Genomic DNA, 22,319 nt, shown 5'->3' with positions numbered 1-22,319 from the left:
ACTACAATATATGGTAGTTAAAGTGTTATGTGAAAAGTTTTGTGAGGAGGTATAAATATGACTACAGCTGCGACTTTGGAAGCACTCGATCTCAGTGTCATTCGCAACATTCTTCGTTCGATGATTAACGAGCACTGGTCAGTTACAGAAGCTCTTGATGAATATGACATTCCTGAATCTCTTCGTGATGAGTATGAAGCCCTGATTGAGAAATGTTTTATTGATTAAGGTTCCTTCAGAAGGTCAAGTCCTACATCGTAGACTTTTCCGGAGGTTGCATCCTTAAGCCAATCAGCCATAGAGATTCCGTTTTGTGTGAACAACATAAAATGTGGCTCTCTCACACTGCAATGTACGGTCCCGCCCATGGTAATGAGCGGGATTTTCCATTCATTAAGGAATATCCCAAAGTGAGGCGTTATCTCTTTTAACTGCCTTACCATCTCACAGAGCTGATCAAAATACTCTTTTTGCACATCAGCATCTGTCTCATACTTCTTGTTTACAATATCGTTGTAATACGCGCTCAAAAGATAATCCCTTACAGAACTTGAATACAGGAGTTTAAATCTCTCACCATATCTGCTGTAAAGGTCTTTGTACCATTCCAGAGTTATATTGTCCCCATGGATAGGCTTCCAGAAACGCTCCCCTGCCTGCCATATATTTTTGGCAGTTGAGCGCCACTTCTTGTAAAGAAGCTGTCCACTGTCTGAAAACAGTGTGATATTTCTTGCGTTAGGATAGTAATTGTCAACAACCTCTCCCGCGAGTGCAGGTACAGCAAAAGCACCGGCGGAATTGCCGGCTATAAGAAGATTGCTCGGTGCCGGAAAAAGCTCTTTTGCCACCTTCATACTCTCAAGGAAATTTACATAACCGTGAAAATGAAGTATCTCGTCCTTACCATCTTCTGTCTTGTAAGGGTAATCATGATTGCCGATGTGGAAATCCCCGGTAGCATAAGTGATCACAACAAAACTCCAGTCCCTGAAAGGATTGGCTTCGTTTTTTATGTCAGTGATACCGACGTTTATATTCATCAGCTGAGTAAAGGGTCTTAGATTGTTCCAATAGAAATTGGGCTGATGAGCTGCTACCTTGCCGCCTGTAACCGGTCTTGCAGCCGTATATTCATTCCAGGCTACTCCGCCGCCCGAGAAAAAAACGCAGAGTTTATCGGGATCAGCCAGTTTTACATATATGTAATACTCTGACCCATCCCCGGAAAGTCCATTCTTAAGCGGAACTCTGTACCATGTCATCTTAGCAGGATCCTCAGGGAGATCCTCCGCCATTTTGCCGGAATTCTCTATAGCTCTGCCGATGGAATTTTCAACAAAATCACCGGCCCTTGATGCGAACACGATACCTCTTTTGAGATTGTTTTTATTAAGTCTGTTCTTAAGGTTCATATGTTAAACATCTTCTCCGATGCGTTTTTAAGGTCTCTGAATCTGAAAATGACCAGAGCCGCGATTATTATCATATATGTGATAATGCTGGCTACTGCAGGCCACGGAAAACTGTTCATGCCGTTTCTGATAAAGATTATCTGGATCAGTGACATGATAAAATCAAGCACAATATACAAAATGTACTCATCAAGACGGAGCTTCAATACCCAGGCTATTACATTTGTTGCAATGGCAAGTCCTATAAGAGTCATCGGGATCATCCAGTTTATGCTCCAGGCATGAAAGCCTGTTTTAACATCAATGTAATAATCCACCACAATCGCGACTATCACCTCAAAAGTGATCACCTTGATCAGGTTGTTCCTAAGATACATGGTGGCAAGGACATCTATCCATCCAACCAAAATACCGAGCATTACAGGACCGATAAAGGAAAACTCTCCCTTAGTCATTATGTTTATCGCACCGAATATTATCTCAGATGCTATGAATAAAAAGGTGCACATTTTAAGGAAAGTGATGTTGCTGATCTTTCTCTTTTCAAGCGTAGGAAAAGACGGATTCTCATCCCCTTCCACTTCCTTAAGGCGTCCCTGACACAGCGGGCAGCATTCCTTCCTGCCTCTTATCTTTACATTACATTTCTGACAAATCTGCATTTACTCTTTTTCCTCTTGCATATCATAATCATTTGAACCCAGCTCAATTTCTATTCCTTCCTCAGAAAGACATCTGAAGAAATTAAGCATGGTCTTATGTGTCTTAAACGGAGAAACCTCTCCGAATACCATCTTATCTTTGAAAGTACATACACATACCTGCTGAGATGACGCTGTCATGAAGGCACTGAACCTGTCAATGTAGTCCTCAACTTCAACAGGCATCCTGATCTGTCCCAAGTTAGACATGGACGTGGTAACGCCTCTCTTGGCGGCCCTGTCAAATCTGCCGATAGTGAAGTCCTTGATTGGAAGCGGCACCATCTTGATGGCCAGATTATGCTCAAGTGAAGAATATGAATTCATGGTCTTTTCTATATTTTCAGATGAGAGCTTCTCTTTAAAATCTTTTGCCACCGGATCGATGATGCTCTTTAACTCTCCGTCGTAATCAGCCGGATTATAGTCTATATTTATTACGCCAAAGAAATTCCTTGCAGTTCCGCTCTTATAGAACTGACGCAGGTTAACCGGAACACTGACCACCACATGTCTCTTTCTTTGATGTCTGTTCATGCCCAGAATAACCGCTTTGATGTACATTGCAACACAGAGAACACCTACTGTCGAATTGTACTTATGTGCCAGATCAAGGAATTTGGAAGCAGAAACCGTTCCCTCAAGAAGGTGCGGCAAAAGATTGTCATCCACCTCTCCGGTAACCTGATAAGCCTTGATCGATCTCATCTCTCCAAGCTGCTTAAGTCCCTTTTGCTTTGAATAATTGTCAGTGAAAGCATCTACATTCTTCTCTTCAACGGAGAAATCGTCAGATGGCTTTATATTCTCACTTAGGTTGTGCTTTATCTGGAGATACCTTGTAACAAGGCTCTTGAAAAACATGAAAGCTCCTGTACCGTCTGCCAGTACATGGAACATCTCAAGATTGATCCTCTTGTTAAAGTAATTGACTCTGTACAAGAGATTCTTTTTCCCGGGAATATAAAGAGGAAGGCAGGCAGGAGTATGCTCCTGCTCTACCTTAGCCATTAAATTACTGTCCTCAAGATAATACCAGAATATTCCCCTGTGAAGGACACAGTTAAAAAATGGGAATTCCTCGATTGTATCATCCAGAGCCTGCTGAAGAACCTGTGGGTCCACCACTTCCTTCAGCTCACATGTCAATCTGAATACCCTGGTGTTGGCTCCCTTTGCAGTTGAAGGTACAATCTTGGCTGCATTATCGAGCTCATACCAGTTTGCTCTCTTTTCCATAAACAAAAACTACCTTTGCATTATACTTATCAGAGTTTTTCAAGTCTCTCTGTGACTATATCCATGTTGCCTCTGCTCATCCTGTAAATAACATCCTCAAGGGATATGAATTTCTTGTTCCTGATGAACTTGAGGTACTTGGTTGTAAAGCGCATCTTGATGCCCTTGCTCTCAATCCCTGAGTTAACCTTGTCCTGAATTGTAGCACAGGTATCGGCAGGATCATGAGCCATACTCTTATTGAGAATGCACAAGAGTGTTCCGGCAGTGCGAACAAAGCCTTCGCAATTGGGGTCATCGGATACATCTATGGACTGAAGTGCACCAACCGACCACTTCTTTAAAGTATGATAAATTCCGTACTCACAGTCAAGCTCAACAAGTTTATCTGCAGTTCCGTCATAAAGCCATACTTCATTACCTTTAACAAACATATCTCTCACTCTGAACAGGCTTCCTTCAAATGGAAAAGAAATTCCGGCGCCGTCGCACCCTGTAAGCATAATATTCGCATTGATCTCTTCAACGAAGGATTCGGGCTCAGGTATATCATCCCTATCATCCTGAGGTTCTGTTTCAGGAGCTGCAGGCTCAACATCTTCACGCAGTTCCTCTTCTTCCCTGACATCCTCAAACTCGTCCTTTTTGCCTTCAATTCTGGCATTCTCAGTATGTTTGATCCTGTAGGGACCAAAGCCTGATGTCTGAACGGTAAACCTGTCGGTATTGCACTCCTCAAAAGGACCTGCCACAGGGAATCTGCTGCGTTTTCTGCCAAAGTAATCCATATCAAACATAATGGCACTGCCATCAGGATTTTCAAATCTCTGTTCAGGTTCAAAAGCAATTCCGAGAGCATCTGTATTCATAGGCATAGTGAAGTTCCTTGGCAGATACTCATAGAGATTGGTATGAATTGTGTATCTTCCGTCTTCCTCATCAAGATAAAGGCTTATCTTGTGGTCATTGTCCACATGGGCAGCCAGCTCACCATCGCACGGTCTTGCTCCGTTGTAGTACGCATTTCCACCGGTATAAACAGGAAGGTATGAATAGTAAATATCATTTCCGTCTTTCCATTCTGGTATTTTGGTGAACTTGGAAAAATACTCAGAAGCTGTCGGGAAGTTGTTGTAAGGACATGTTCCGACAATAAAGTTATGCTGATCCATGGTATCACTGTTTTCAGAAATACAGAAATCCAAAAGATCCTGTCTCACCTTCTGTTGAATGAAAATATTGTTATAGAACCTTGCATCACCGTGTTGAATTGTCATAAAGCCGGCAATCTTGGTGGAGTGAGGCACATGGTAAGGCGTAAATCTTGCAGTTGTCATCTTTCTGGTTCCGTCATCGGTTCCTGACCCGACATAGGAGAAAGATCCGGCAATGAGATTATGAATAAACGCAAGTCCCTGTGTACTCAGTCTGCATGCTGTCTGTGACAGGAGCAGATTGTGATCTATAAGTGTCGGTCCGTGAGATACCTCCACAAAAATATCCTCACCAAGCGAAAGGCCATGATCAATGATGGTTCCCTCAGGCGGAACATTGTCGTGCATAAAGTTCTGGGTTACTCTCGTGCCCTGCGCCTGCCAGTCAAGCCACAGTCCTCTTGTACAGTGGTCAATATGATTGCGTCTGATTATGGTATCAATGGCAGCGTGAAGCTTGATACCGCCTATCTCAGCGCCTGCCAGATTATGCTTGTTGTTAATATGATGAATGTGATTATCCTCGATAATGCAGAAAGCACCGCCAAGATGCCCCACAATACCCGTCTGACCACAGTCATGAATGTCGCAGCGTCTTACTATATGGGAACCGATATTCTCTTTGTCCCAACCCTCATTGACCGCCTGACAGATACAGTCTCTCTCTGTCTGACTTCCAATCTTGACATAAGTTGTGGACCATTTATTGTTATTGCCTCTCTGAAAATATTTACCCAGAGATATTCCGCTGCATTTGGATTCATAGATCTCACAGTCCTCGATGATCCATCCTTTGGACCAGTGAGGACCCACCATACCCTCCTGATAAGCCGTTGGCGGTGCCCACTGTGTGGCAGCACATCTTACAGTAAACCCGCAAAGTGTGATATAGCTTATTCCTGTCTTTTCAGGATAGAAACATGCCTTTCTGACTGAAAGCTCAACATTCTCTTCATTTGGATCCTTGCCCTGGAAATTGGCATAGATAACGGTATTGCCGTCTTCCTGTGCCGTAAACCACACATAGGTTGAAAAATCAGCATCCCAGGATCTCTTGTCCTTGTGTGGATGCATGCAAAGAGAGAGGTCAAAGACCTCATACATTGACTTTCCGTCCAGATAAATATCGCCGGTGTGTGGACTTTTTTCTGATGGCGAGAACCAGTCTCCCTTAACCTCATCGATATAGGGATTGTAATCACCAAAGAAACTGTTTGGAATTCTGACACGCCATACGTTTTCAAAGCTCTCCCATCCCGATAGGCGCTCCGCACCTGTGATGACAGCTTCTCCGCGAGACGTACTGATGTATTGTATCCTATCCTGTTCAGTTCCTGAACAAGCAGGCTTAACCCATTCTCTGTATATACCGGGAGCCACAAATACAGTGTCTCCCGCCTTTGCTAAAAGCGCAGCCTCCTGTATTGTTTTGAAAGGGTGATCAATGGAACCGTCACCGCTTCTAAGTACACTGCCGGATACATAAATCTGCATACCTTTGCCCCTCCAATCTGCTATACTAGTATAAGTATATCACGTTTTAACAAAGCCTTGCTAAGGAGAAGACAAATGGGAAGAATGAAATTTATCTATGCCATCGCCATATTGGCAGCATTTATACTCACAGGAGTTATAATGAGCTTTATAAGCTCTCTCTTTTAAACATTATTCATCTTTTTATTCTGATAAAGATCTGAATCAGCCCTTGCGATAAATGCCTGAAGTGAAACAGGTGCCTTATAATCGTACTGGGCTATTCCTATGCTTACGGTCACATCATAAGCTGCTCCGTCAATATCAGACAATCTTCTGAGATTATTTTTAATCTGTTCAGCGAGATAAGTGGCTTCTGCTCTGTAGGCCATCTCTGCCACGATCACAAACTCATCTCCGCCGTATCTTGATACAAACATTCTGCCTCTGGGTCCCTGGCAAGCGTCCTTGATTGCACTTGCCACTCTGATCAGAGCTCTGTCGCCCTCCGTATGTCCAAATGCATCATTTATGGCACGAAGCTTGTCCACATCCACTATAAGCAGGAAAAGACTCATTCCTGTTTCTTCATTTCTCATTTTCTTGACCAGGAACTTGTACATCTGATTTCTGTTATTGGTCTGTGTAAGAGGATCAATGGAAATCATATTGTCCTGAATGGTTGTGTACACATAGAATACTGCAGCCACTGCACCATAGCATAAAAACGGTACTCGCCAGTATACTGCCTGAAGAATTCCGCATACGATCGGTGCAAACGGGAAAATACCGATCATCAGATAAATACCTCTCTCAGCGTATCTATCCTTATTGGCAAATCTTGAAAAAGCCTTAATGGATGAAGCTATCATGTATCCAAAAGGAATAATTACCAAAACAATATAAAATCTTCCGTTTACCAGTGTTCCGCTTTCATCAACATAGAAAAGGAGTCCTGTCCAAAAAGCTGTTATGCAAAGAACAGCTGAGACAATGACCGGGACAAACACCAGATGTCTTTTTTTCTTGTCTTCAACTATGCCCTCGCCCTGAAGTGATTCAGAAACGATAAACCAGTTGTAAGTAGATACAGTTATTAAAATATAAGTGAAAACATTTGACAGGTATATAAGCGACACCGAATAACTGATAATCTGACCATCAACAAGAGCCCAAAACATTTCTGCCAGGAAATAAAGCATAAGTGTTCCAATGAGTCTGTTGAGATATATTGAAGATGCCTGCTTATTAACCCCCTTTAAGATCTTATAGAAGATTATTGCCAGAAGCAAAAAACAAGCCAGATGTGCCTCTATATAGTAAAAAACGTACTCCAAAACAACTCCTCCAGAAATTACGTAATAGTATTTAAGATCAAGCTCCTCCGGCTATCGCCTTCAGCGCTTCAAATTCCGAGTCATACACGCCCCCCATAGCTTCCACTTCTTCCCATGTGTACCATGAACCTGAAAGCTGAACGCCCCTGATTGAAATATCGGTTGCAATAACCATAAACGGCTTGTGATTCACAACGATATAGCATGTCCTGTTGAGTCCAAAAGGAGTGACAAACACATGCCCCGTATCTATCAGATGATTCAATTGATCAATTGATAAAGCCTTGGATAAAGGAACTGTTTTGAGCATAAATGCCTTCCCGGATATTCGCAAACAAAAAGCCAAAACGTATACAAATTTATTATACTATCTGGCTTTTTTAGTGTAAATTCGTTTATATTTATTTAATAATATGTGTATAGTCTCTTTCTCCGAAAATACCTGTACCAACACGCACAAATGTGGCACCTTCCTCGATTGCCACCTGATAATCACCTGTCATGCCCATTGACAGGGTATCCATATTTACACCTTCAATATTCATGCCGTTTATCCTATCCTTGAGCTCTCTGAGGCCCTTAAAATACACTCTGTTGCTCTCAGGATCCTCTGTATACGGCGCAATAGTCATAAGTCCTCTGATATTCAGATGAGGGTATGCGGATATCTCTCTGACAAAATCCGGTGCCTCATCAGGAGAAAGTCCAAATTTACTCTCCTCGTGAGCCATATTTACTTCTATCAGAACATCGATGACCTGATCAGCCTTGGCAAACTGCTTCTCTATCTCGGCTGCCAGCTTGACATTGTCCACTGAGTGGATCATGCAGACCCTTCCGGGCAGATATTTGACCTTATTGGCCTGAAGATGGCCTATCATATGCCAGTTAAGCGGTTCTTTGATTTCTTCTGTCTTGTCCTTGATCTCCTGGACTTTATTCTCACCAAAAACCTTTATTCCGCAATCCATAGCCTGCCTTATATCACTTACAGGTTTGGTCTTGCTTACAGCGATCAGGGTTACCTCATCCCTGCCTCTGCCGGCCTTTTTGCAGGCCTTAGTAATGTTTTCCTCAACAATTTCGAGATTCTCTTTGATCATAATCGCTCCAGATGCTAGATTTTTTACTCTGTTCAGTATATCATAAACTTGTAAGTCATGAAATGGGGGTTGTTTCTATGAAAGTCAGCGAAATCGCTAACGGTTCCGAAGTAAAAATCCACGCTGCCATCTCCGGCCACAGTATTGTTGTTATGACTGAGGCTATTTTCGGTGTTTCAGCCGGGCTTTTAGTCAAGCCCATGGAATACTTTGGCAAATATATGCAGTTTTTGGAACCATCAAGTGTATCAATAAGAAACAAACGAGACGGACGTGTCTACAAATTCATGTCCACCACTATTACCCCGGTCAAGACAAGATACGGCAACTTCCATCTTATCAGAAGTTCTTCCGCTTTAACTCCCGAAAATTCAAGAAAAGCAGAGCGATTCTATATCGAAAAGCTCGGACTTATATCCATCAACGGCAACAATATGGACCTCAAGAACTGCATAGTGCATGACATTTCGATGCGAGGCATCTCGCTCCTTGTAGACAATACCACTTCTCTTAAACTTGGTGATACCATTGATGTAATGTTCAGATATGGTGCAATGCTCCACAACTACGAGCTCTCCACCAAGGTCGTAAGAAATTTTGAAGTCAATGGCAAAAAAGCTGTCGGCTGCAGCATCTCAAATCTGAATGTTGATCTCATAGGCCTTCTGGTCTCCAAAAAGAATGAAGGTAAGACTAAACTCGATGAAATTCCTGAGACAATTCTCAATCCTTCTATTCCGGAAAAAGATCAGATCAAGGAAGTCGAGGAGGATATTGCAAAAGACATTATTCCGGAGAGACCACGCACCCTCACAATATCATCGGTTGGCACCAATCCCTTCGATCCCAAAAATCTCGAGCACATCACAGATAAGACACTGCGTCAGGCCAAACAGGAAGAGAGAATGGCCAAGCAGGCAAAAGAGATTGAAAATCTACTGGACCTTAGAGACATCTAAACCTTATATGCATACTAAAAGCCCTGAGTCAGTGTGACTCAGGGCTTATTATATTCAGGTCAGAATCTCATCTGCTTCTCAACCATTCTTACAAACTCAACATTATTGCGAGTCTTGGAAAACAGATTGATGCACTGATCAACAGCTTCGTCAGCCTTCATGCTGTTAAAGCCTTTTCTGAGACTGTTGATAGCTGTAAGCTCTTCCTGTGTAAGAAGAAGATCTTCTCTTCTTGTGCTGGACTTAGGAATATTGATAGCAGGGAATATTCTCTTTTCCTGGAGTTTTCTGTCGAGAACCATTTCCATGTTACCTGTTCCCTTAAACTCCTCGTAAATAACATCATCCATCTTGGAGCCTGTCTCAATAAGAGCTGTGGCAAGAATTGTAAGACTTCCACCCTCTCTCATGTTTCTGGCTGCACCAAAGAATCTCTTAGGCATATGTAGAGCTGCAGGATCAAGACCACCGGAAAGAGTTCTTCCTGAAGGCGGAACTACAATATTGTAAGCTCTTGTAAGTCTCGTGATGGAATCAAGAAGGATAACAACATCCTTGCCGTGCTCAACGAGTCTCTTGGCTCTCTCCATAACCATCTCGGCAACTCTCTTATGATGCTCAGGAAGCTCGTCGAAGGTTGAATAGATAACCTCTGCATTTGGTCCCTCGATAGACTCCTTGATATCTGTAACTTCCTCAGGTCTCTCATCGATAAGAAGGATAATGAGGTGAATATCTCTGCTGCTCTTTAAGATTGACTTGGCAACATCCTTAAGAAGTGTTGTCTTACCTGCCTTAGGAGGTGACACGATCATACCTCTCTGTCCCTTACCGATAGGGCTGATAAGATCCATGATTCTCATGGCAACACTGCATCCCGGCTGCTCAAGAGGAATCTTGACGTTAGGGAAAATAGGAGTCATCTTCTCGAAATCCCATCTGCCCATAGCAACCTCAGGCTTATATCCATTTACTGTATCAAGACGAAGGAGAGCCGCAAATTTATCATTTTCCTTCTTGGCTCTGCAGATACCCTTTAAGATATCACCTGTCTTAAGATTAAACTTCCTTATAAGGCTCGGCGCTACATATACGTCATTCTCACCGGGGAGATAATTCTCGCATCTGATAAAGCCGTATCCGTCCTGCATTACCTCAAGGATTCCGTCAGCGCTGTCGCCGTCTTCCATCTCCTGCTGAGGCTGCTCTTCTTCTTTGGTAGTCTCCTCTGCTGAAGGATTGTTCTTGCCTGTTGTTACAACTATTTTTTTCTTGTGTGGTGACGGCTTGTCCTTGGGCTGCTCAGGCTCACTCTTCTCTGTCTTGGGAGCTTTGGCAGAAGCATTTGCTGCTTCCTTCTCATCAAGCTCGCACATAAGATCAATGATCTCTGATTTCTTCATTCCCGATGCGCCCTTTATTCCACGCTTCTTGGCTATGTCACGAAGGTCGCCCAATTTAAGTGTCTCGTATTTTTCTCTCAAAAGTCTCTCCATTTCTGCGCTGTCTGCGCTATTACTACTTATATCCTGTCATTACATTTACTAATCACTGGGATTTATAAACGACTGCATTACAAATGCGTTTGTTTAAAGACATCTTAACTGTATGATATATACATAATGAAAATACATCATCCATAAAAAAAAATCAACAGTTTTAAAAAACTATTCAGATGTTTTTGGGGCTATAAGCGGATATGAATTAGGAATGTTCCACGGTAGGCGCCTTCTGGTCGCATGCGAACTATTTACCTATAATGATGTGAAAATTAGCATAACAGTTTTTTCTACATATACGACAAAAAGTAGCCCATGGGTATAGAAATCCAAGAGACTGAAATTTGGGAAGGGCTTATTTTCTCTATATATAAGATAAAGTGGCCTTGGGGTATATAAAACCCGAAAGTTAAAAATTTTTCTGTCCTTTTTCCAAGCCCGCCTTAATGACATATATACTTGAAAAATACAAGAGTCAAGGGATGATGTGTTTAATGAAAGTATATATCACAAGCTTTATACTCTCTCTACAATTAAAGGGAGGCACTATTAAGTGCCTCCCTCATCATTCAATACATAATTATTTAATCTTGAGCAGATGTGTCCGTTGTAAAGCCATATTCCAAAGTAAATCCGTCGTCGCCTTCAATGCCAACATTGGCAGTAACCTGATCTCCATTCCCTTCAAGAGTAATACCCACTTCATACTCTGTTGCAGCTGTTCCTTCATCGTCGATCAAGCCTGTAGCAGGCCACTCAGAGGAAAAAACTTCTCCTTCTGTTTCATACTCTTCGACACATGTAGCCGTTCCCTCCGAACCAGTAGTTCTTGGTTCACTATCAGGATCTACCGGATCGAAATTAGCTGTCTCTGCTCCTGGCATAAACATCACGCCGCCGTCATCCTTGATTCTTTTAGGGTGTATAGGAATATTTAAGACTTCTGTTCCCATAGAGCTTGTATCCCATGATAAAGATGAACTTTCATCATTTATTACAACAGGATCAGTATATACATAATCATCTGTAGATGCATACAGCATTGGTTCTGTGGTTTTGTCAGAGAAGCTATTTATGTTCCATGCACCATATCCCCCTGTAGTTCCTCTATAAATCTTGATATCCAAGCCTGAAGATGTCGTAATCGTAGCTACAGGTTCATAATTATCCATTATGCTGCTAGCTGTATCCTGATCCCCACTTGTACCACCTTCAGTACCAGATTCTGATGCTCCACCACTTTCGCCAGCACCTGATGCGTCTTCACTTGCACCACTTCCGGAAGGTGTTGCGTCACTACCTGCACCATTACCAGAAGTAGATGATCCATTACTTGCATTATTGCTTGTTCCGCTGGCTGCACTGTCATTACCGGAAGACGATGAATTACTATTTGTAACAGTAATAACAACGTCATTGCCTTTTTCTTTTTCGTTGTCTATTATCTGTTTGGTTTCAATTGCAGCTTTATAATCGGTAATACCCATCTTTTCTGCAAGTTCATAAATCTCAGGTGTGATCTTGCAAGAATCATCTCCAAGTACAGTAACAGTTATATTATTCTTGGCACAAGCCTCCAGGGTTGTAATAGTTCTGTTATCTGCCTTGCCAACTGTTGCATAGTGCAGATAATAAAGAAGTATATTCGTGCCACAGGTATCTCTTGCATCCGAGTATGCTGCAGCATATGCCGAAGGGTCAAAGTCTTTGGAGCAAACTCTTCCCTCATAAATTCCGTAATTACAGAAATGATCAAAAAGTGCATCATAATCTGTTGTTCCAAGTTTTTCCACTACATCCGGATTCTGAGCAATGTAGTAATCAAGATTAAAGAAATCCTTTAATACTGTCTTTTCTTTTTGCGTTGTTGTTCCATATACAATTTTGTTCGGATCCGTCAGCTGAGTAAGGCCTTTTGCCTCTGCAGGTGCAACAGCCATCACGAAAAGTGACAGCGCTAATGGGATTGCCACAGCCGCTGCAATTACCTTCATAACCATTTTTTTGCTCATATGATTCCTCCTTAAAAATAGATTTAACGCATAAGAGCATTTTGACAAATAACAAGTAAAAAAGGTAAGCTCACAAATGTGACCCTACCTTTTAACCACATTATCCATGCGGATTCCAAGCACTCTTAAAAGACCATAAAGAATATTAAGTACTTCTAAACTTCGTCAAATCTAAAACAATCAGATGATATTTTTGATACAATCCGACTCTGCTTTTTGTACCCGTTTTCTCATATATGGAAGCAACATGTTTCTGAAACACACGTCTAGATATATAAAGCGAATCAGCGATATCCTGCCCCGATTCCTCCGTAAAAAGAAGTTTCTTCAAAACTTCACTTTCTCTGTCAGTAAGACTGTATAGTTCAGTCATTTTGGCAAACACTTCGTCATCACTGACAATATCAGCAGGAACTTTTATATCTGCTACTACATCTTTTTCTTTTTCGGAAGTGTCTTCGTCTTTGTTCGTGATCAGGAAATCACCATTTATAATCATCGTTATGAGCATCAAAATAATACAGACAATATGCAATACAATAATTAGTGTTACGTTCATATTGCCCCAGGGAATTAGTGAAAAGATAACGCCCGCTACTCCGTCAATTATCCTGCCTATACTTGGAACAATTGTAATACCTTTTCCGGTGTATGGAGCTATTCCCCAAAACATCAGATACATATAGCACATCAATGCACCAATTACAGTATAAAACAGAGCCATATTGGCATTACTTCCGGGATTTTCCGAGAAGATAACCGGTGATATCAAAAGCCAAAGGATCAGCAGGACCATAGTCACATTCACATATTTTCTTTTACTGATATCACCCACAATTCCAATTATTATATAGCCAAGAATGGCAAAAAGCCTCGGCCATGAAAAAGCACTAACCTGTAATCCTGATTCAACCATGAGCCTTATCAGATTGCTGTCATAATATGTCAAAAGCAATACAGAGATCACTGAGATAACTAATACAGTTATCAGGTTCTTATTTGCCTTATTATTGCCCGGATCACTTTTTCCGATAGCTGTCGGTACGCAGTCAATAAGAAGCCATTCCCATGCCTCATTGACAATGGCTATAGTCACAACTGCAAAGGCCATAATAAAGAACAACAGCAGCAATCTGTTATCTGTCAGTATCTGAGTGAGGAATTGGAGCAAAAATGCTGCTGTAGCTGATGCTACCAATATCCTGCCAACGTTTTTGGCATCTATCAGTGCTACAGCCATAAAGAAATTCAAAGTTCCTCCAAAAAGGCCAAGAAACAGCGTTGCCAAAGGAGCCAGGATAAGAAACGATATTCTGCTCTGATAAATTATTATGATAAAACTAAGGAGGAAAAATATTGCTGAAATAGCTTTGATAAAAACTGCTCTTATGTTGTCATCACCTAATCTGTTCCACACCAGAGCAAAGAGTATGAATCCGGCCACCAAAAACAGCTGATCAACATAGTACATTGCAAGCTGTTCACCCGATGTTAAAACTCCTGTCGAGTTTTTTGTACACAGTGTTTCCACAGTCATATGTATGAAGAGATACATTGAAAACACAGCTGCTATTATTGTCTCTTTTGTACTACCCTTCAGTCCTCTAACTCTCTGTAACATCTAAGCTCTCGACCTCATAAGTAATTTGAATACGCCTGTATTTAATTATACCACTATAAAAGGCTCACTGTGATTTTTCACAATGAGCCTTCGTATATCCATTATTATTTAAATTATTACTGGAAGTTTGTAACCAAAGCTACGATTCTGAGCATGAACAGTACAAAGATGCACCACATGATAGGGCTGACATCCTTAATCTTTCTTGTGCAAACCTTAAGAAGAACCCATGCGATTACTGCGAACATGATTCCTGTTGCGATTGAGTATGCAAGAGGCATCATTACGATTGCAAGGTAAGCACCTACTGAATCAGCGATATCGCCGTCAAATTTGATCTTAGCTGCGCTCATAAGCATAAGCATTCCTACATAGATAAGTGCAGGAGCTGTTGCGAATGAAGGAATTGCAAGGAAGATAGGGCTAAGTACAAGTGATACAAGGAAAAGCACACCTGTTGTAAGAGCTGTAAGACCTGTTCTTCCGCCTGCTGCTACACCGGCACTTGACTCAACAAAGCTTGTGATTGTTGATGTACCAAGAAGTGAACCACATGTTGTACCAACAGCGTCTGCAAGGAATACCTTACCTACTCTCGGAAGGTTGCCATCCTTGTCAAGCAGTCCTGCCTTATCAGCAACACCTACTACTGTTCCTACAGTATCAAAGAGGTCAACATAGAGGAAACTGAAGGTGATTGCCAGGAACTGAATGAGGTGACTTGCTGCCCATCCAAAGTTAAGCTTGAATGCTGTATCCTTAACTGCTCCGAGCTGAAGACCGTTTGAGAAGTCAGGGAATACATTGCCTGTTGTGTAAATTCCGGCTGCCTGGAGAATCATTCCGACAATCCAGATAGCGATGATACCGATGAGAACGCCACCGGTTACATTATAGTGAACAAGAACTGCGATAACGATAAGGCCTATAAGTGCAAGGACCATATCAAGATCTGAGAAGCTTCCAAGACCTACTACTGTTGCATCGTTAGCAACAATGATTCGTGCATTCTGCATTCCGATGAAAGCAATAAACAGACCGATTCCGGCTGAAATACCATATTTAAGGTTCTGTGGAATACTGTTGATGATCTGCTCACGGAACTTGAAGAAAGAAAGCAAAATAAAGATGATACCTTCTACAAATACCGCTGTAAGAGCGATTCTGAAAGGATCTTCCTCACCGGCAAGCTCTCCCAGACAAACTGTGTATGCAAAATATGCATTCAGTCCGAGTCCTGCGGAAAGACCGATAGGATAATTGGCAAGAAATGCCATAATGAATGTAGCAATTGCAGATGCAAGGGCTGTTGCTACAAAGACACCGTTCGCATTCATAACTGTTCCCAGAATATTAGGGTTAACAGCCAGAATGTAGGCCATAGTCAGGAACGTGGTAGCACCGGCAATGATCTCCTTTTTGACGGTAGTATCATGCTCCTTTAGTTTGAATAACTTCTCCAACATACTTTTCTCCTCTTTTCTCCTCTTGTGAAATAAGTTATTAGGGGCTTATTTTTACATAAATTGCAAGGTTATCTGCTAAATATCCTGGCAATAGTGTAAACAACTGAATATATGTTGTCATAGAACTCAAATAATACATGCGCCATCAATGAAATATAAATATTTCTGGTTGCAACATAAGCTATGGTCACAGGTAATGCCATTATCATCCACTCTACAACCCCCAACAGTCCATGAGCACGGGTGAGCGCACACAGTACCAAAGAGATTAGGGTAAAGACAAATACCTTCTTTTTGCTTCCGAATTTGATGATCGCTTTCCTGAAAAAGAGCTCTTCAGCCACAGGCTTGAGCAGGATCATCATAATGGCATACATCAGTGTCGGCAAAAGCTCATTGTGGTAGATTATCTGGACCATACCGGTCTTAGCCATTGGAAACAGCTCCGGTATAACCTCTGTTTTGAGGTAGTCAGCAATGTACAATCCGAAAAATGTAATTGCTACAGGAATCCAAAAAGTAACTACTCTGCCAAAATTCTTATGTAATTTTCTGAATGAAAACTGCTTATAAAAATAATAAAAATAATAAAGAATACCCAGGTAGAATACAAAGAACAAATACAGCGTCTGTCTGGGCAGAAAAATCGTGGATATAACTAACAGCAGCTCCCATAAAAATGGAATATATAACTGATTCAAAGCCGTCTCCTTAGTTTAAACCAAATCAAATTTATTATATATTCGCCGACAAATGAGGTCAATCGGAAATTGAGCTTCACATGGAGAGTTCTTCCCACTCATCATAGAGTCTCTGAAGATTCTCCTGAATCTCATTCTGCTCATCGGTCAGCTTTCTTAATTTGGCGAGGTCTGTTCCCACTGCAGGGTCCGAGAGCTGTTCTGTAATTTCAGCATCTCTCTGCTCCAGTTTCTCAATTTCCTCTTCACACTTTTTAAGCGCAGCTTCCATTTTTCTCTTCTTAGCCTGCGCTTCCTTCTGGGCTTTCCAGTCCTCTGATCCGGAAGTCGGCTTATTATCTGCTTCAGGGGCCTGTACATCTGAAGACTCATCTGAACTCACATACTTATATGCGCTGTCTGCAAATCCGGCCTGAGAACGGCTCTTTTCACCAAAAAGTCTCTCCATTCGCTCATCAACATGCTCTAAGTAATAGTCGTAATTGCCGATATAGTTCACCAGCTGTCCTTTTGTAAGATCAAGGATCCTGGTAGCGGTCTTATTGATGAAATATCTGTCGTGACTGACGTAGAGCACTGTACCCTCGTAGCCTGATATAGCAGATTCCAGGATTTCTTTGCTGGTGATGTCCAGATGGTTTGTAGGCTCATCCAGGATCAGAAAATTGGCATCCGAAAGCATGAGCTTGGCAAGACTTACTCTTCCCTTCTCACCGCCTGACAGGTCACCGATCCTCTTAAACACATCATCTCCCGTGAAAAGAAATGCAGCCAGAGTGTTCCTGATCTGAGTATTGTTAAGGGTTGGATATGCATCAGAAATCTCTTCAAAAAGAGTCTTCTCATCGTGAAGCACATGATGCTCCTGATCATAGTATCCAACATGAACCTTGACACCGTAAGTTATCTTTCCTGCGTCCATAGGCTCTACCTGATTTATTATTTTAAGAAGTGTGGTCTTACCGGTTCCGTTGTCACCGATTATCGCCACATGCTCTCCCTTCTTGATCTCAAAATCAAGACCATCAAAGAGCTTTTCATTGCCAAAAGACTTAGAGACGCCCTCAGCAGTAAGAACATCGCCGCCACTCTCACAGTTTGGCTTTAAGGTGATCTTCATGCTGTCATTAATATCCTGAGGCTTGTCAATGACCTCGATCTTGTCCAGCATCTTCTCTCTGCTCTCGGCTCTTTTTATGGATTTCTCCCTGTTAAAAGACTTGAGTTTGGCAATAACTTCTTCCTGATGCTTGATCTCAGCCTGCTGCTTGATGTAAGCGTTCCATTCAATTGCCCTTTTCTGCTCTTTCTTGATGGCATAATCCGAGTAATTGCCGGTAAACGAAGATACTCTGCAGTTCTCCACCTCTATAACCTTATCGGCAATCTTATCAAGGAAATACCTGTCATGGGATACGATCATAACAGCTCCCTTGTAATTAAGCAGATAGTTTTCAAGCCATCTGATGGAATTCATATCCAGGTGGTTTGTAGGCTCATCCAGGATTATAAGATCGGGATTCTGCAAAAGAAGCTTACCCAGAGCAACTCTCGTCTTCTGGCCTCCGGAGAGAGTACTTATCTTTTTATCAAACTCCTCCTCCAGAAATCCAAGGCCCTTGGCAACACCTGTGACTTCGCTCTTCCAGGCATAGCCGGACATTCTCTGGAACTCATCGTTCATCTTGGTATATCTGTCCAAAAGAGAATTAAGCTCATCTCCCTGAAGATGCTTCATCTGCTCCTCAGCATCCCTTATGGCATCTTCAAGCTCCCATACTGCTCTTTTTACCTCTTTGAATTCCTCATAGATGGTGTTTTCTGTGTCAATATTCTGATTTTGGGCAAGGTAACCCACAGTCACATCCTTTGAAAAAGTAACGTCACCGTCATCGGGTGTAAGCTCACCCAGTATAAGCTTAAGAAGGGTTGTCTTGCCGGCTCCGTTAATACCGACAATGGCAACCTTCTCATTATTCTCCACATGAAAAGAGGCATCCCTAAGGATGTCCTTTCCATCAAAGCTTTTATATAATCCGTGTACCGAAAGAATCATCTTAACTCCATGTAAAACATTGATATAATACGAATTGCTTCGTTCAGGCTTATGCCCCTTGTATCATATCATATTCTTCGGCTATTGCATCTAAAAATTCTTCGCTTCCCATCTTTTCAGGATTTGGAAGTGACGTGATAAGAGCAAGGTCTCCTGTCATACGACCTGATTCAATAACGGAAAGTGTTGCTTTCTCCATCTTGTCGGCCCAGTCCTGAAGCTCTTTTATTCCATCAAGCTCTCCTCTCTTTCTGAGAGCTCCTGTCCATGCAAATATTGTTGCAACAGGGTTTGTGGATGTAGGTTCGCCCTTGAGGTATTTGTAGTAGTGTCTCTGAACAGTACCGTGAGCAGCCTCATACTCATATACACCTGTAGGTGATACAAGAACTGAAGTCATCATAGCAAGTGAACCGAATGCTGATGAAACCATGTCGCTCATTACATCTCCGTCGTAGTTCTTGCAGGCCCAGATAAATCCACCCTTTGATTTCATTACACGTGCAACGGCATCATCAATAAGTGTGTAGAAATATGTGATACCTGCCGCTTCAAAATCCTTCTTGAACTCTGTCTCGTATACTTCATCGAAGATTTCTCTGAATCTTCTGTCATAGGTCTTGCTGATTGTATCCTTTGTTCCGAGCCAAAGTTCCTTTTTCTCAGCCAGAGCGTATTTGAAGCATGCTCTTGCAAAGCTCTTTATGGAAGCATCCTTATTGTGGATACCCTGAATGATTCCGGGCTCTTTGAACTCTTCAATGGTCTCTCTTACAACCTTTCCGTCATCGCCTGTAAATACAAGCTCTGCCTTGCCGGGACCGGGAACTCTGATCTCGACATTCTTATAAACATCACCGTAAGCATGTCTTGCAAGAGTGATTGGCTTCTCCCAGGTTCTTACGTTGGGTTCGATTCCCTTTACCATGATAGGTGTGCGGAAAACTGTTCCGTCAAGGATTGCTCTGATGGTTCCGTTAGGGCTCTTCCACATCTTCTTGAGGTCATATTCTTTTACTCTCTCGTTGTTGGGAGTAATGGTTGCACACTTAACGGCAACACCATACTTAAGGGTTGCATTGGCTGAATCAACAGTAACCTGATCATCAGTCTCATCCCTGTGCTTAAGTCCAAGGTCGTAGTACTCACTCTTTAAGTCAATGTGCGGAAGTATAAGTTTGTCCTTGATCATCTGCCAAAGGACTCTTGTCATCTCATCTCCGTCCATCTCGACGATGGGTGTTGTCATCTGTATCTTGCTCATGGTCTTATCTCCTTGTTTATCATTATTATTGTATTAGTTTTCGAACATATCCAGAAGGCCATGATCCACCATGTTCTCATAGGCGTTGATCATATGCTGGTTTGCAAGCTCCTCGGCCTTGTCGGGATTCTTTTCCCTGATGGCTTCCATGATGTACTTGTGCTCAACATTGGACACAGCACCACGACTGCTTGAAAGGGTCTTTTGCCTTACTCTCCAGACGTACTGGTGATAATCCTTGAGAAGGTGTTCAAGCATCTTGGAACCTGATGCCTCATAGAGGATAGTGTGAAATCTGTTATCCAGCTCAGCCATCTGTTCCATATGGCCTCTTGCAGCATGGAATTCAGCCAGGTAAATAACCTCCTCCATCTCTTCAAGCTGCTCCTTGGTGATGTTCTCGCATGCCCATCTGGCGCAGAGTCCCTCGAGCTTGGATCTGATCATATAGATATCCTGGATGTCTTTTACCTTGATACCTGTAACATAAGCTCCTCTGTTGGGAATTATGGTGATAAGTCCCTCCAGTTCAAGCTGTCTGAAAGCTTCTCTGACAGGAGTTCTTGATACACCAAGTTCCTGACCGATGGCAACTTCTTTAAGTTCCTCATGATCTTTGTATTTACCGTTTAATATGTCTTCCCTGATCCTGTGGAAAACACGGCCTCTGAGTGAATACTTGTCCGTGACTTCCTGCTTCAAATCATGATTGTCCATACCTTGTCGTGGTCACGCCTTAGTGATCACTTCTCCTTCCTTAACAATAATTCCAAGTTCGTTTCCTACTTCTTCTATCTTTTTAACGAGCTCGCCGTCTGTCATTACAGTTACTCGTCCATTTGCATACTCGTTGTCAACCCACTCCTTGACCTTCAATACGAGAGGTGTCTGCTTGTTGAGGGCATGCTCGTCTCTGAGCTTATAATGAACGTTGATCCAGTGAGCGATTCCGGCAAGACCTGATGTGTTGGAAACAGCACTTACAGGAGGTCTTCTGAGGAACTTCTCTGTATCGAAGATGTTGTAGATCTCCTCATTCTTAAGAAGTCCGTCAGCATGAATACCCGCTCTTGTTACATTAAAGTTCTTGCCGACAAAAGGAGTGTTGGCAGGAACGGTAAATCCGATTTCCTTCTCATAGTACTCAGCGAGATCAGTGATAACCTGAGTATTCATGCCATTTAAGTGGCCTTTGAGCTGTGCATACTCAAATACCATAGCTTCAAGAGGCGTATTACCTGTTCTCTCACCGATACCAAACAGTGAAGTATTGACTGAACAGCAGCCATAGAGCCAGGCTGTTGTGGAATTGGTAACTGCCTTATAAAAGTCGTTGTGACCGTGCCACTCAATGAGTTCACTCGGAACACTGGCATTGGTATTTATAGCATATATGATTCCCTGAACACTTCGCGGGATAACAGCACCTGCATAGTTTACGCCATAGCCCATAGTATCGCAAGCTCTGACCTTGATCGGTATCTTGTACTCATCCTTGAGTTTCATAAGCTCAATGCAGAATGGCACAACAAAGCCGTAAATATCTGCTCTGGTAATATCCTCCAGATGACATCTCGGGCTGATACCCTCTTCAAGACAGCTCTTTACAATGCTGAGGTAATGCTCAAGCGCCTGTCTTCTTGTCATTTTAAGCTTAAGGAAAATATGATAGTCAGAGCAGCTTACCAGAATTCCGGTCTCCTTCATGCCGATCTCTTTTACCAGCTTGAAGTCCTCCTGGCTTGCACGGATCCAGCTTGTTACCTCAGGGAACTCATAGCCCCTCTCCATACACTTAACAGCCGCATCTCTGTCGCTCTTACTATATAAAAAGAACTCGCTCTGCCTTATCATTCCGTTAGGGCCGCCCAGTTCATGAAAATAGTCGTATATTCTTACAATCTGCTCAGTAGTATAAGGTGCCCTTGACTGCTGTCCGTCACGGAAAGTAGTATCAGTGATCCATATATCCTTGGGCATATTATGTGGAACAATTCTGTCGTTGAAAGGAATCTTAGGGACTTCCTCATAAGGAAACATATTTCTGAAGACGTTTGGCTTTGCTACATCGTCAAGAATATACATGTGCTCCTCGATCTGAAGCAGATTATTCTTGTCGTTCATAGTTACCGGTCGATTTTGGAAAGTATTCTGATCGCTCATAACAAAACCTCTTTCATAAAATGTACTTTGCGTATAATTGTATACAATCATACCATCCATGTCAAGATTTCGATAATGGCAAAAGAAAAAGCGGCT

Annotated in this window: 18 protein-coding genes; 2 read left to right on the top strand and 16 right to left on the bottom strand. The window is 42.2% G+C overall.

Going from position 1 to position 22,319, the window contains the following annotated elements:
• Window positions 1–57 precede the first annotated feature (57 nt).
• Complete coding sequence (locus G590_RS21235; protein WP_022763706.1) at window positions 58–228, top strand: hypothetical protein; 171 nt, start codon at window positions 58–60, stop codon at window positions 226–228.
• Here G590_RS21235 and G590_RS0100495 read toward each other — a convergent pair.
• The 7 genes from G590_RS0100495 to G590_RS0100460 all read right to left on the bottom strand — a co-directional run bounded on the left by G590_RS0100495 (window position 225) and on the right by G590_RS0100460 (window position 8,482).
• Entirely contained in the window at window positions 225–1,415 is a 1,191-nt protein-coding gene (locus G590_RS0100495; RefSeq protein WP_022763705.1) for a pectin acetylesterase-family hydrolase, read from the bottom strand. The genes G590_RS21235 and G590_RS0100495 overlap by 4 nt on opposite strands.
• Window positions 1,412–2,077 carry a DUF6320 domain-containing protein gene (locus G590_RS0100490; protein WP_022763704.1) on the bottom strand — a complete coding sequence of 222 codons (666 nt, stop codon included), beginning with the start codon at window positions 2,075–2,077 and terminating at the stop codon, window positions 1,412–1,414. The genes G590_RS0100495 and G590_RS0100490 overlap by 4 nt, the downstream gene beginning before the upstream one ends.
• Window positions 2,078–3,355 carry a hypothetical protein gene (locus G590_RS0100485; RefSeq protein WP_022763703.1) on the bottom strand — a complete coding sequence of 426 codons (1,278 nt, stop codon included), beginning with the start codon at window positions 3,353–3,355 and terminating at the stop codon, window positions 2,078–2,080.
• A 29-nt stretch (window positions 3,356–3,384) separates the two neighbouring features.
• Window positions 3,385–6,063, bottom strand: a complete 2,679-nt coding sequence (locus G590_RS17890; protein WP_022763702.1) for a right-handed parallel beta-helix repeat-containing protein — start codon at window positions 6,061–6,063, stop codon at window positions 3,385–3,387.
• A 164-nt stretch (window positions 6,064–6,227) separates the two neighbouring features.
• Window positions 6,228–7,379 (bottom strand): GGDEF domain-containing protein, encoded by a 1,152-nt coding sequence (locus G590_RS0100470; protein ID WP_022763700.1) that lies wholly within the window; start codon window positions 7,377–7,379, stop codon window positions 6,228–6,230.
• A gap of 37 nt (window positions 7,380–7,416) precedes the next feature.
• The gene (locus G590_RS0100465; protein WP_022763699.1) at window positions 7,417–7,689 is read right to left on the bottom strand and encodes a hypothetical protein; all 273 of its coding nucleotides are present in this window, start codon (window positions 7,687–7,689) and stop codon (window positions 7,417–7,419) included.
• 91 nt (window positions 7,690–7,780) lie between these two features.
• Window positions 7,781–8,482 carry a YggS family pyridoxal phosphate-dependent enzyme gene (locus G590_RS0100460; protein ID WP_022763698.1) on the bottom strand — a complete coding sequence of 234 codons (702 nt, stop codon included), beginning with the start codon at window positions 8,480–8,482 and terminating at the stop codon, window positions 7,781–7,783.
• Window positions 8,483–8,559: 77 nt separating this feature from the next.
• Between G590_RS0100460 and G590_RS0100455 the strand changes: the two genes are divergently transcribed.
• Window positions 8,560–9,441, top strand: a complete 882-nt coding sequence (locus G590_RS0100455; RefSeq protein WP_022763697.1) for a PilZ domain-containing protein — start codon at window positions 8,560–8,562, stop codon at window positions 9,439–9,441.
• A gap of 59 nt (window positions 9,442–9,500) precedes the next feature.
• Here G590_RS0100455 and rho read toward each other — a convergent pair whose 3' ends face one another.
• From rho to G590_RS0100410, 9 genes are all read right to left on the bottom strand, one after another.
• Window positions 9,501–10,925 carry a transcription termination factor Rho gene (rho, locus tag G590_RS0100450; RefSeq protein ID WP_026493814.1) on the bottom strand — a complete coding sequence of 475 codons (1,425 nt, stop codon included), beginning with the start codon at window positions 10,923–10,925 and terminating at the stop codon, window positions 9,501–9,503.
• Window positions 10,926–11,524: 599 nt separating this feature from the next.
• Window positions 11,525–12,952, bottom strand: a complete 1,428-nt coding sequence (locus tag G590_RS20230) for a hypothetical protein (protein WP_022763695.1) — start codon at window positions 12,950–12,952, stop codon at window positions 11,525–11,527.
• 145 nt (window positions 12,953–13,097) lie between these two features.
• Window positions 13,098–14,573, bottom strand: a complete 1,476-nt coding sequence (locus G590_RS0100440) for a helix-turn-helix domain-containing protein (RefSeq protein WP_022763694.1) — start codon at window positions 14,571–14,573, stop codon at window positions 13,098–13,100.
• Between the two features lie 116 nt (window positions 14,574–14,689).
• A complete protein-coding gene (locus G590_RS0100435) occupies window positions 14,690–16,036 on the bottom strand; it encodes an NCS2 family permease (protein WP_026493813.1) in 1,347 nt (448 codons plus the stop codon).
• A 71-nt stretch (window positions 16,037–16,107) separates the two neighbouring features.
• A complete protein-coding gene (locus G590_RS0100430) occupies window positions 16,108–16,740 on the bottom strand; it encodes a CPBP family glutamic-type intramembrane protease (protein WP_022763692.1) in 633 nt (210 codons plus the stop codon).
• A 76-nt stretch (window positions 16,741–16,816) separates the two neighbouring features.
• Window positions 16,817–18,796 (bottom strand): ABC-F family ATP-binding cassette domain-containing protein, encoded by a 1,980-nt coding sequence (locus G590_RS0100425; protein WP_022763691.1) that lies wholly within the window; start codon window positions 18,794–18,796, stop codon window positions 16,817–16,819.
• A gap of 49 nt (window positions 18,797–18,845) precedes the next feature.
• Window positions 18,846–20,060: an NADP-dependent isocitrate dehydrogenase gene (locus tag G590_RS0100420; protein WP_022763690.1), complete on the bottom strand. Its 1,215-nt coding sequence runs from the start codon at window positions 20,058–20,060 to the stop codon at window positions 18,846–18,848.
• 33 nt (window positions 20,061–20,093) lie between these two features.
• Window positions 20,094–20,777, bottom strand: a complete 684-nt coding sequence (locus tag G590_RS0100415; protein ID WP_022763689.1) for a GntR family transcriptional regulator — start codon at window positions 20,775–20,777, stop codon at window positions 20,094–20,096.
• Between the two features lie 12 nt (window positions 20,778–20,789).
• A complete protein-coding gene (locus G590_RS0100410; protein WP_022763688.1) occupies window positions 20,790–22,223 on the bottom strand; it encodes a 2-isopropylmalate synthase in 1,434 nt (477 codons plus the stop codon).
• Between the last annotated feature and the right edge of the window lie 96 nt (window positions 22,224–22,319).

The sequence above is a fragment of the Butyrivibrio sp. XPD2006 genome (assembly GCF_000420865.1).
Classification (GTDB): Bacteria; Bacillota; Clostridia; order Lachnospirales; family Lachnospiraceae; genus Butyrivibrio.
The sequence above is the reverse complement of the archived record's forward strand: the minus strand, read 5'-3'. Positions and strand labels throughout refer to the sequence as shown.

Bases quoted from the DNA above. Each gene is read 5' to 3' on its own strand.
- G590_RS21235 (WP_022763706.1), top strand. From the start codon at position 58: ATGACTACAGCTGCGACTTTGGAAGCACTCGATCTCAGTGTCATTCGC.
- G590_RS0100495 (WP_022763705.1), bottom strand. From the start codon at position 1,415: ATGAACCTTAAGAACAGACTTAATAAAAACAATCTCAAAAGAGGTATC.
- G590_RS0100490 (WP_022763704.1), bottom strand. From the start codon at position 2,077: ATGCAGATTTGTCAGAAATGTAATGTAAAGATAAGAGGCAGGAAGGAA.
- G590_RS0100485 (WP_022763703.1), bottom strand. From the start codon at position 3,355: ATGGAAAAGAGAGCAAACTGGTATGAGCTCGATAATGCAGCCAAGATT.
- G590_RS17890 (WP_022763702.1), bottom strand. From the start codon at position 6,063: ATGCAGATTTATGTATCCGGCAGTGTACTTAGAAGCGGTGACGGTTCC.
- G590_RS0100465 (WP_022763699.1), bottom strand. From the start codon at position 7,689: ATGCTCAAAACAGTTCCTTTATCCAAGGCTTTATCAATTGATCAATTG.
- G590_RS0100460 (WP_022763698.1), bottom strand. From the start codon at position 8,482: ATGATCAAAGAGAATCTCGAAATTGTTGAGGAAAACATTACTAAGGCC.
- G590_RS0100455 (WP_022763697.1), top strand. From the start codon at position 8,560: ATGAAAGTCAGCGAAATCGCTAACGGTTCCGAAGTAAAAATCCACGCT.
- G590_RS20230 (WP_022763695.1), bottom strand. From the start codon at position 12,952: ATGAGCAAAAAAATGGTTATGAAGGTAATTGCAGCGGCTGTGGCAATC.
- G590_RS0100440 (WP_022763694.1), bottom strand. From the start codon at position 14,573: ATGTTACAGAGAGTTAGAGGACTGAAGGGTAGTACAAAAGAGACAATA.
- G590_RS0100425 (WP_022763691.1), bottom strand. From the start codon at position 18,796: ATGATTCTTTCGGTACACGGATTATATAAAAGCTTTGATGGAAAGGAC.
- G590_RS0100420 (WP_022763690.1), bottom strand. From the start codon at position 20,060: ATGAGCAAGATACAGATGACAACACCCATCGTCGAGATGGACGGAGAT.
- G590_RS0100415 (WP_022763689.1), bottom strand. From the start codon at position 20,777: ATGGACAATCATGATTTGAAGCAGGAAGTCACGGACAAGTATTCACTC.
- G590_RS0100410 (WP_022763688.1), bottom strand. From the start codon at position 22,223: ATGAGCGATCAGAATACTTTCCAAAATCGACCGGTAACTATGAACGAC.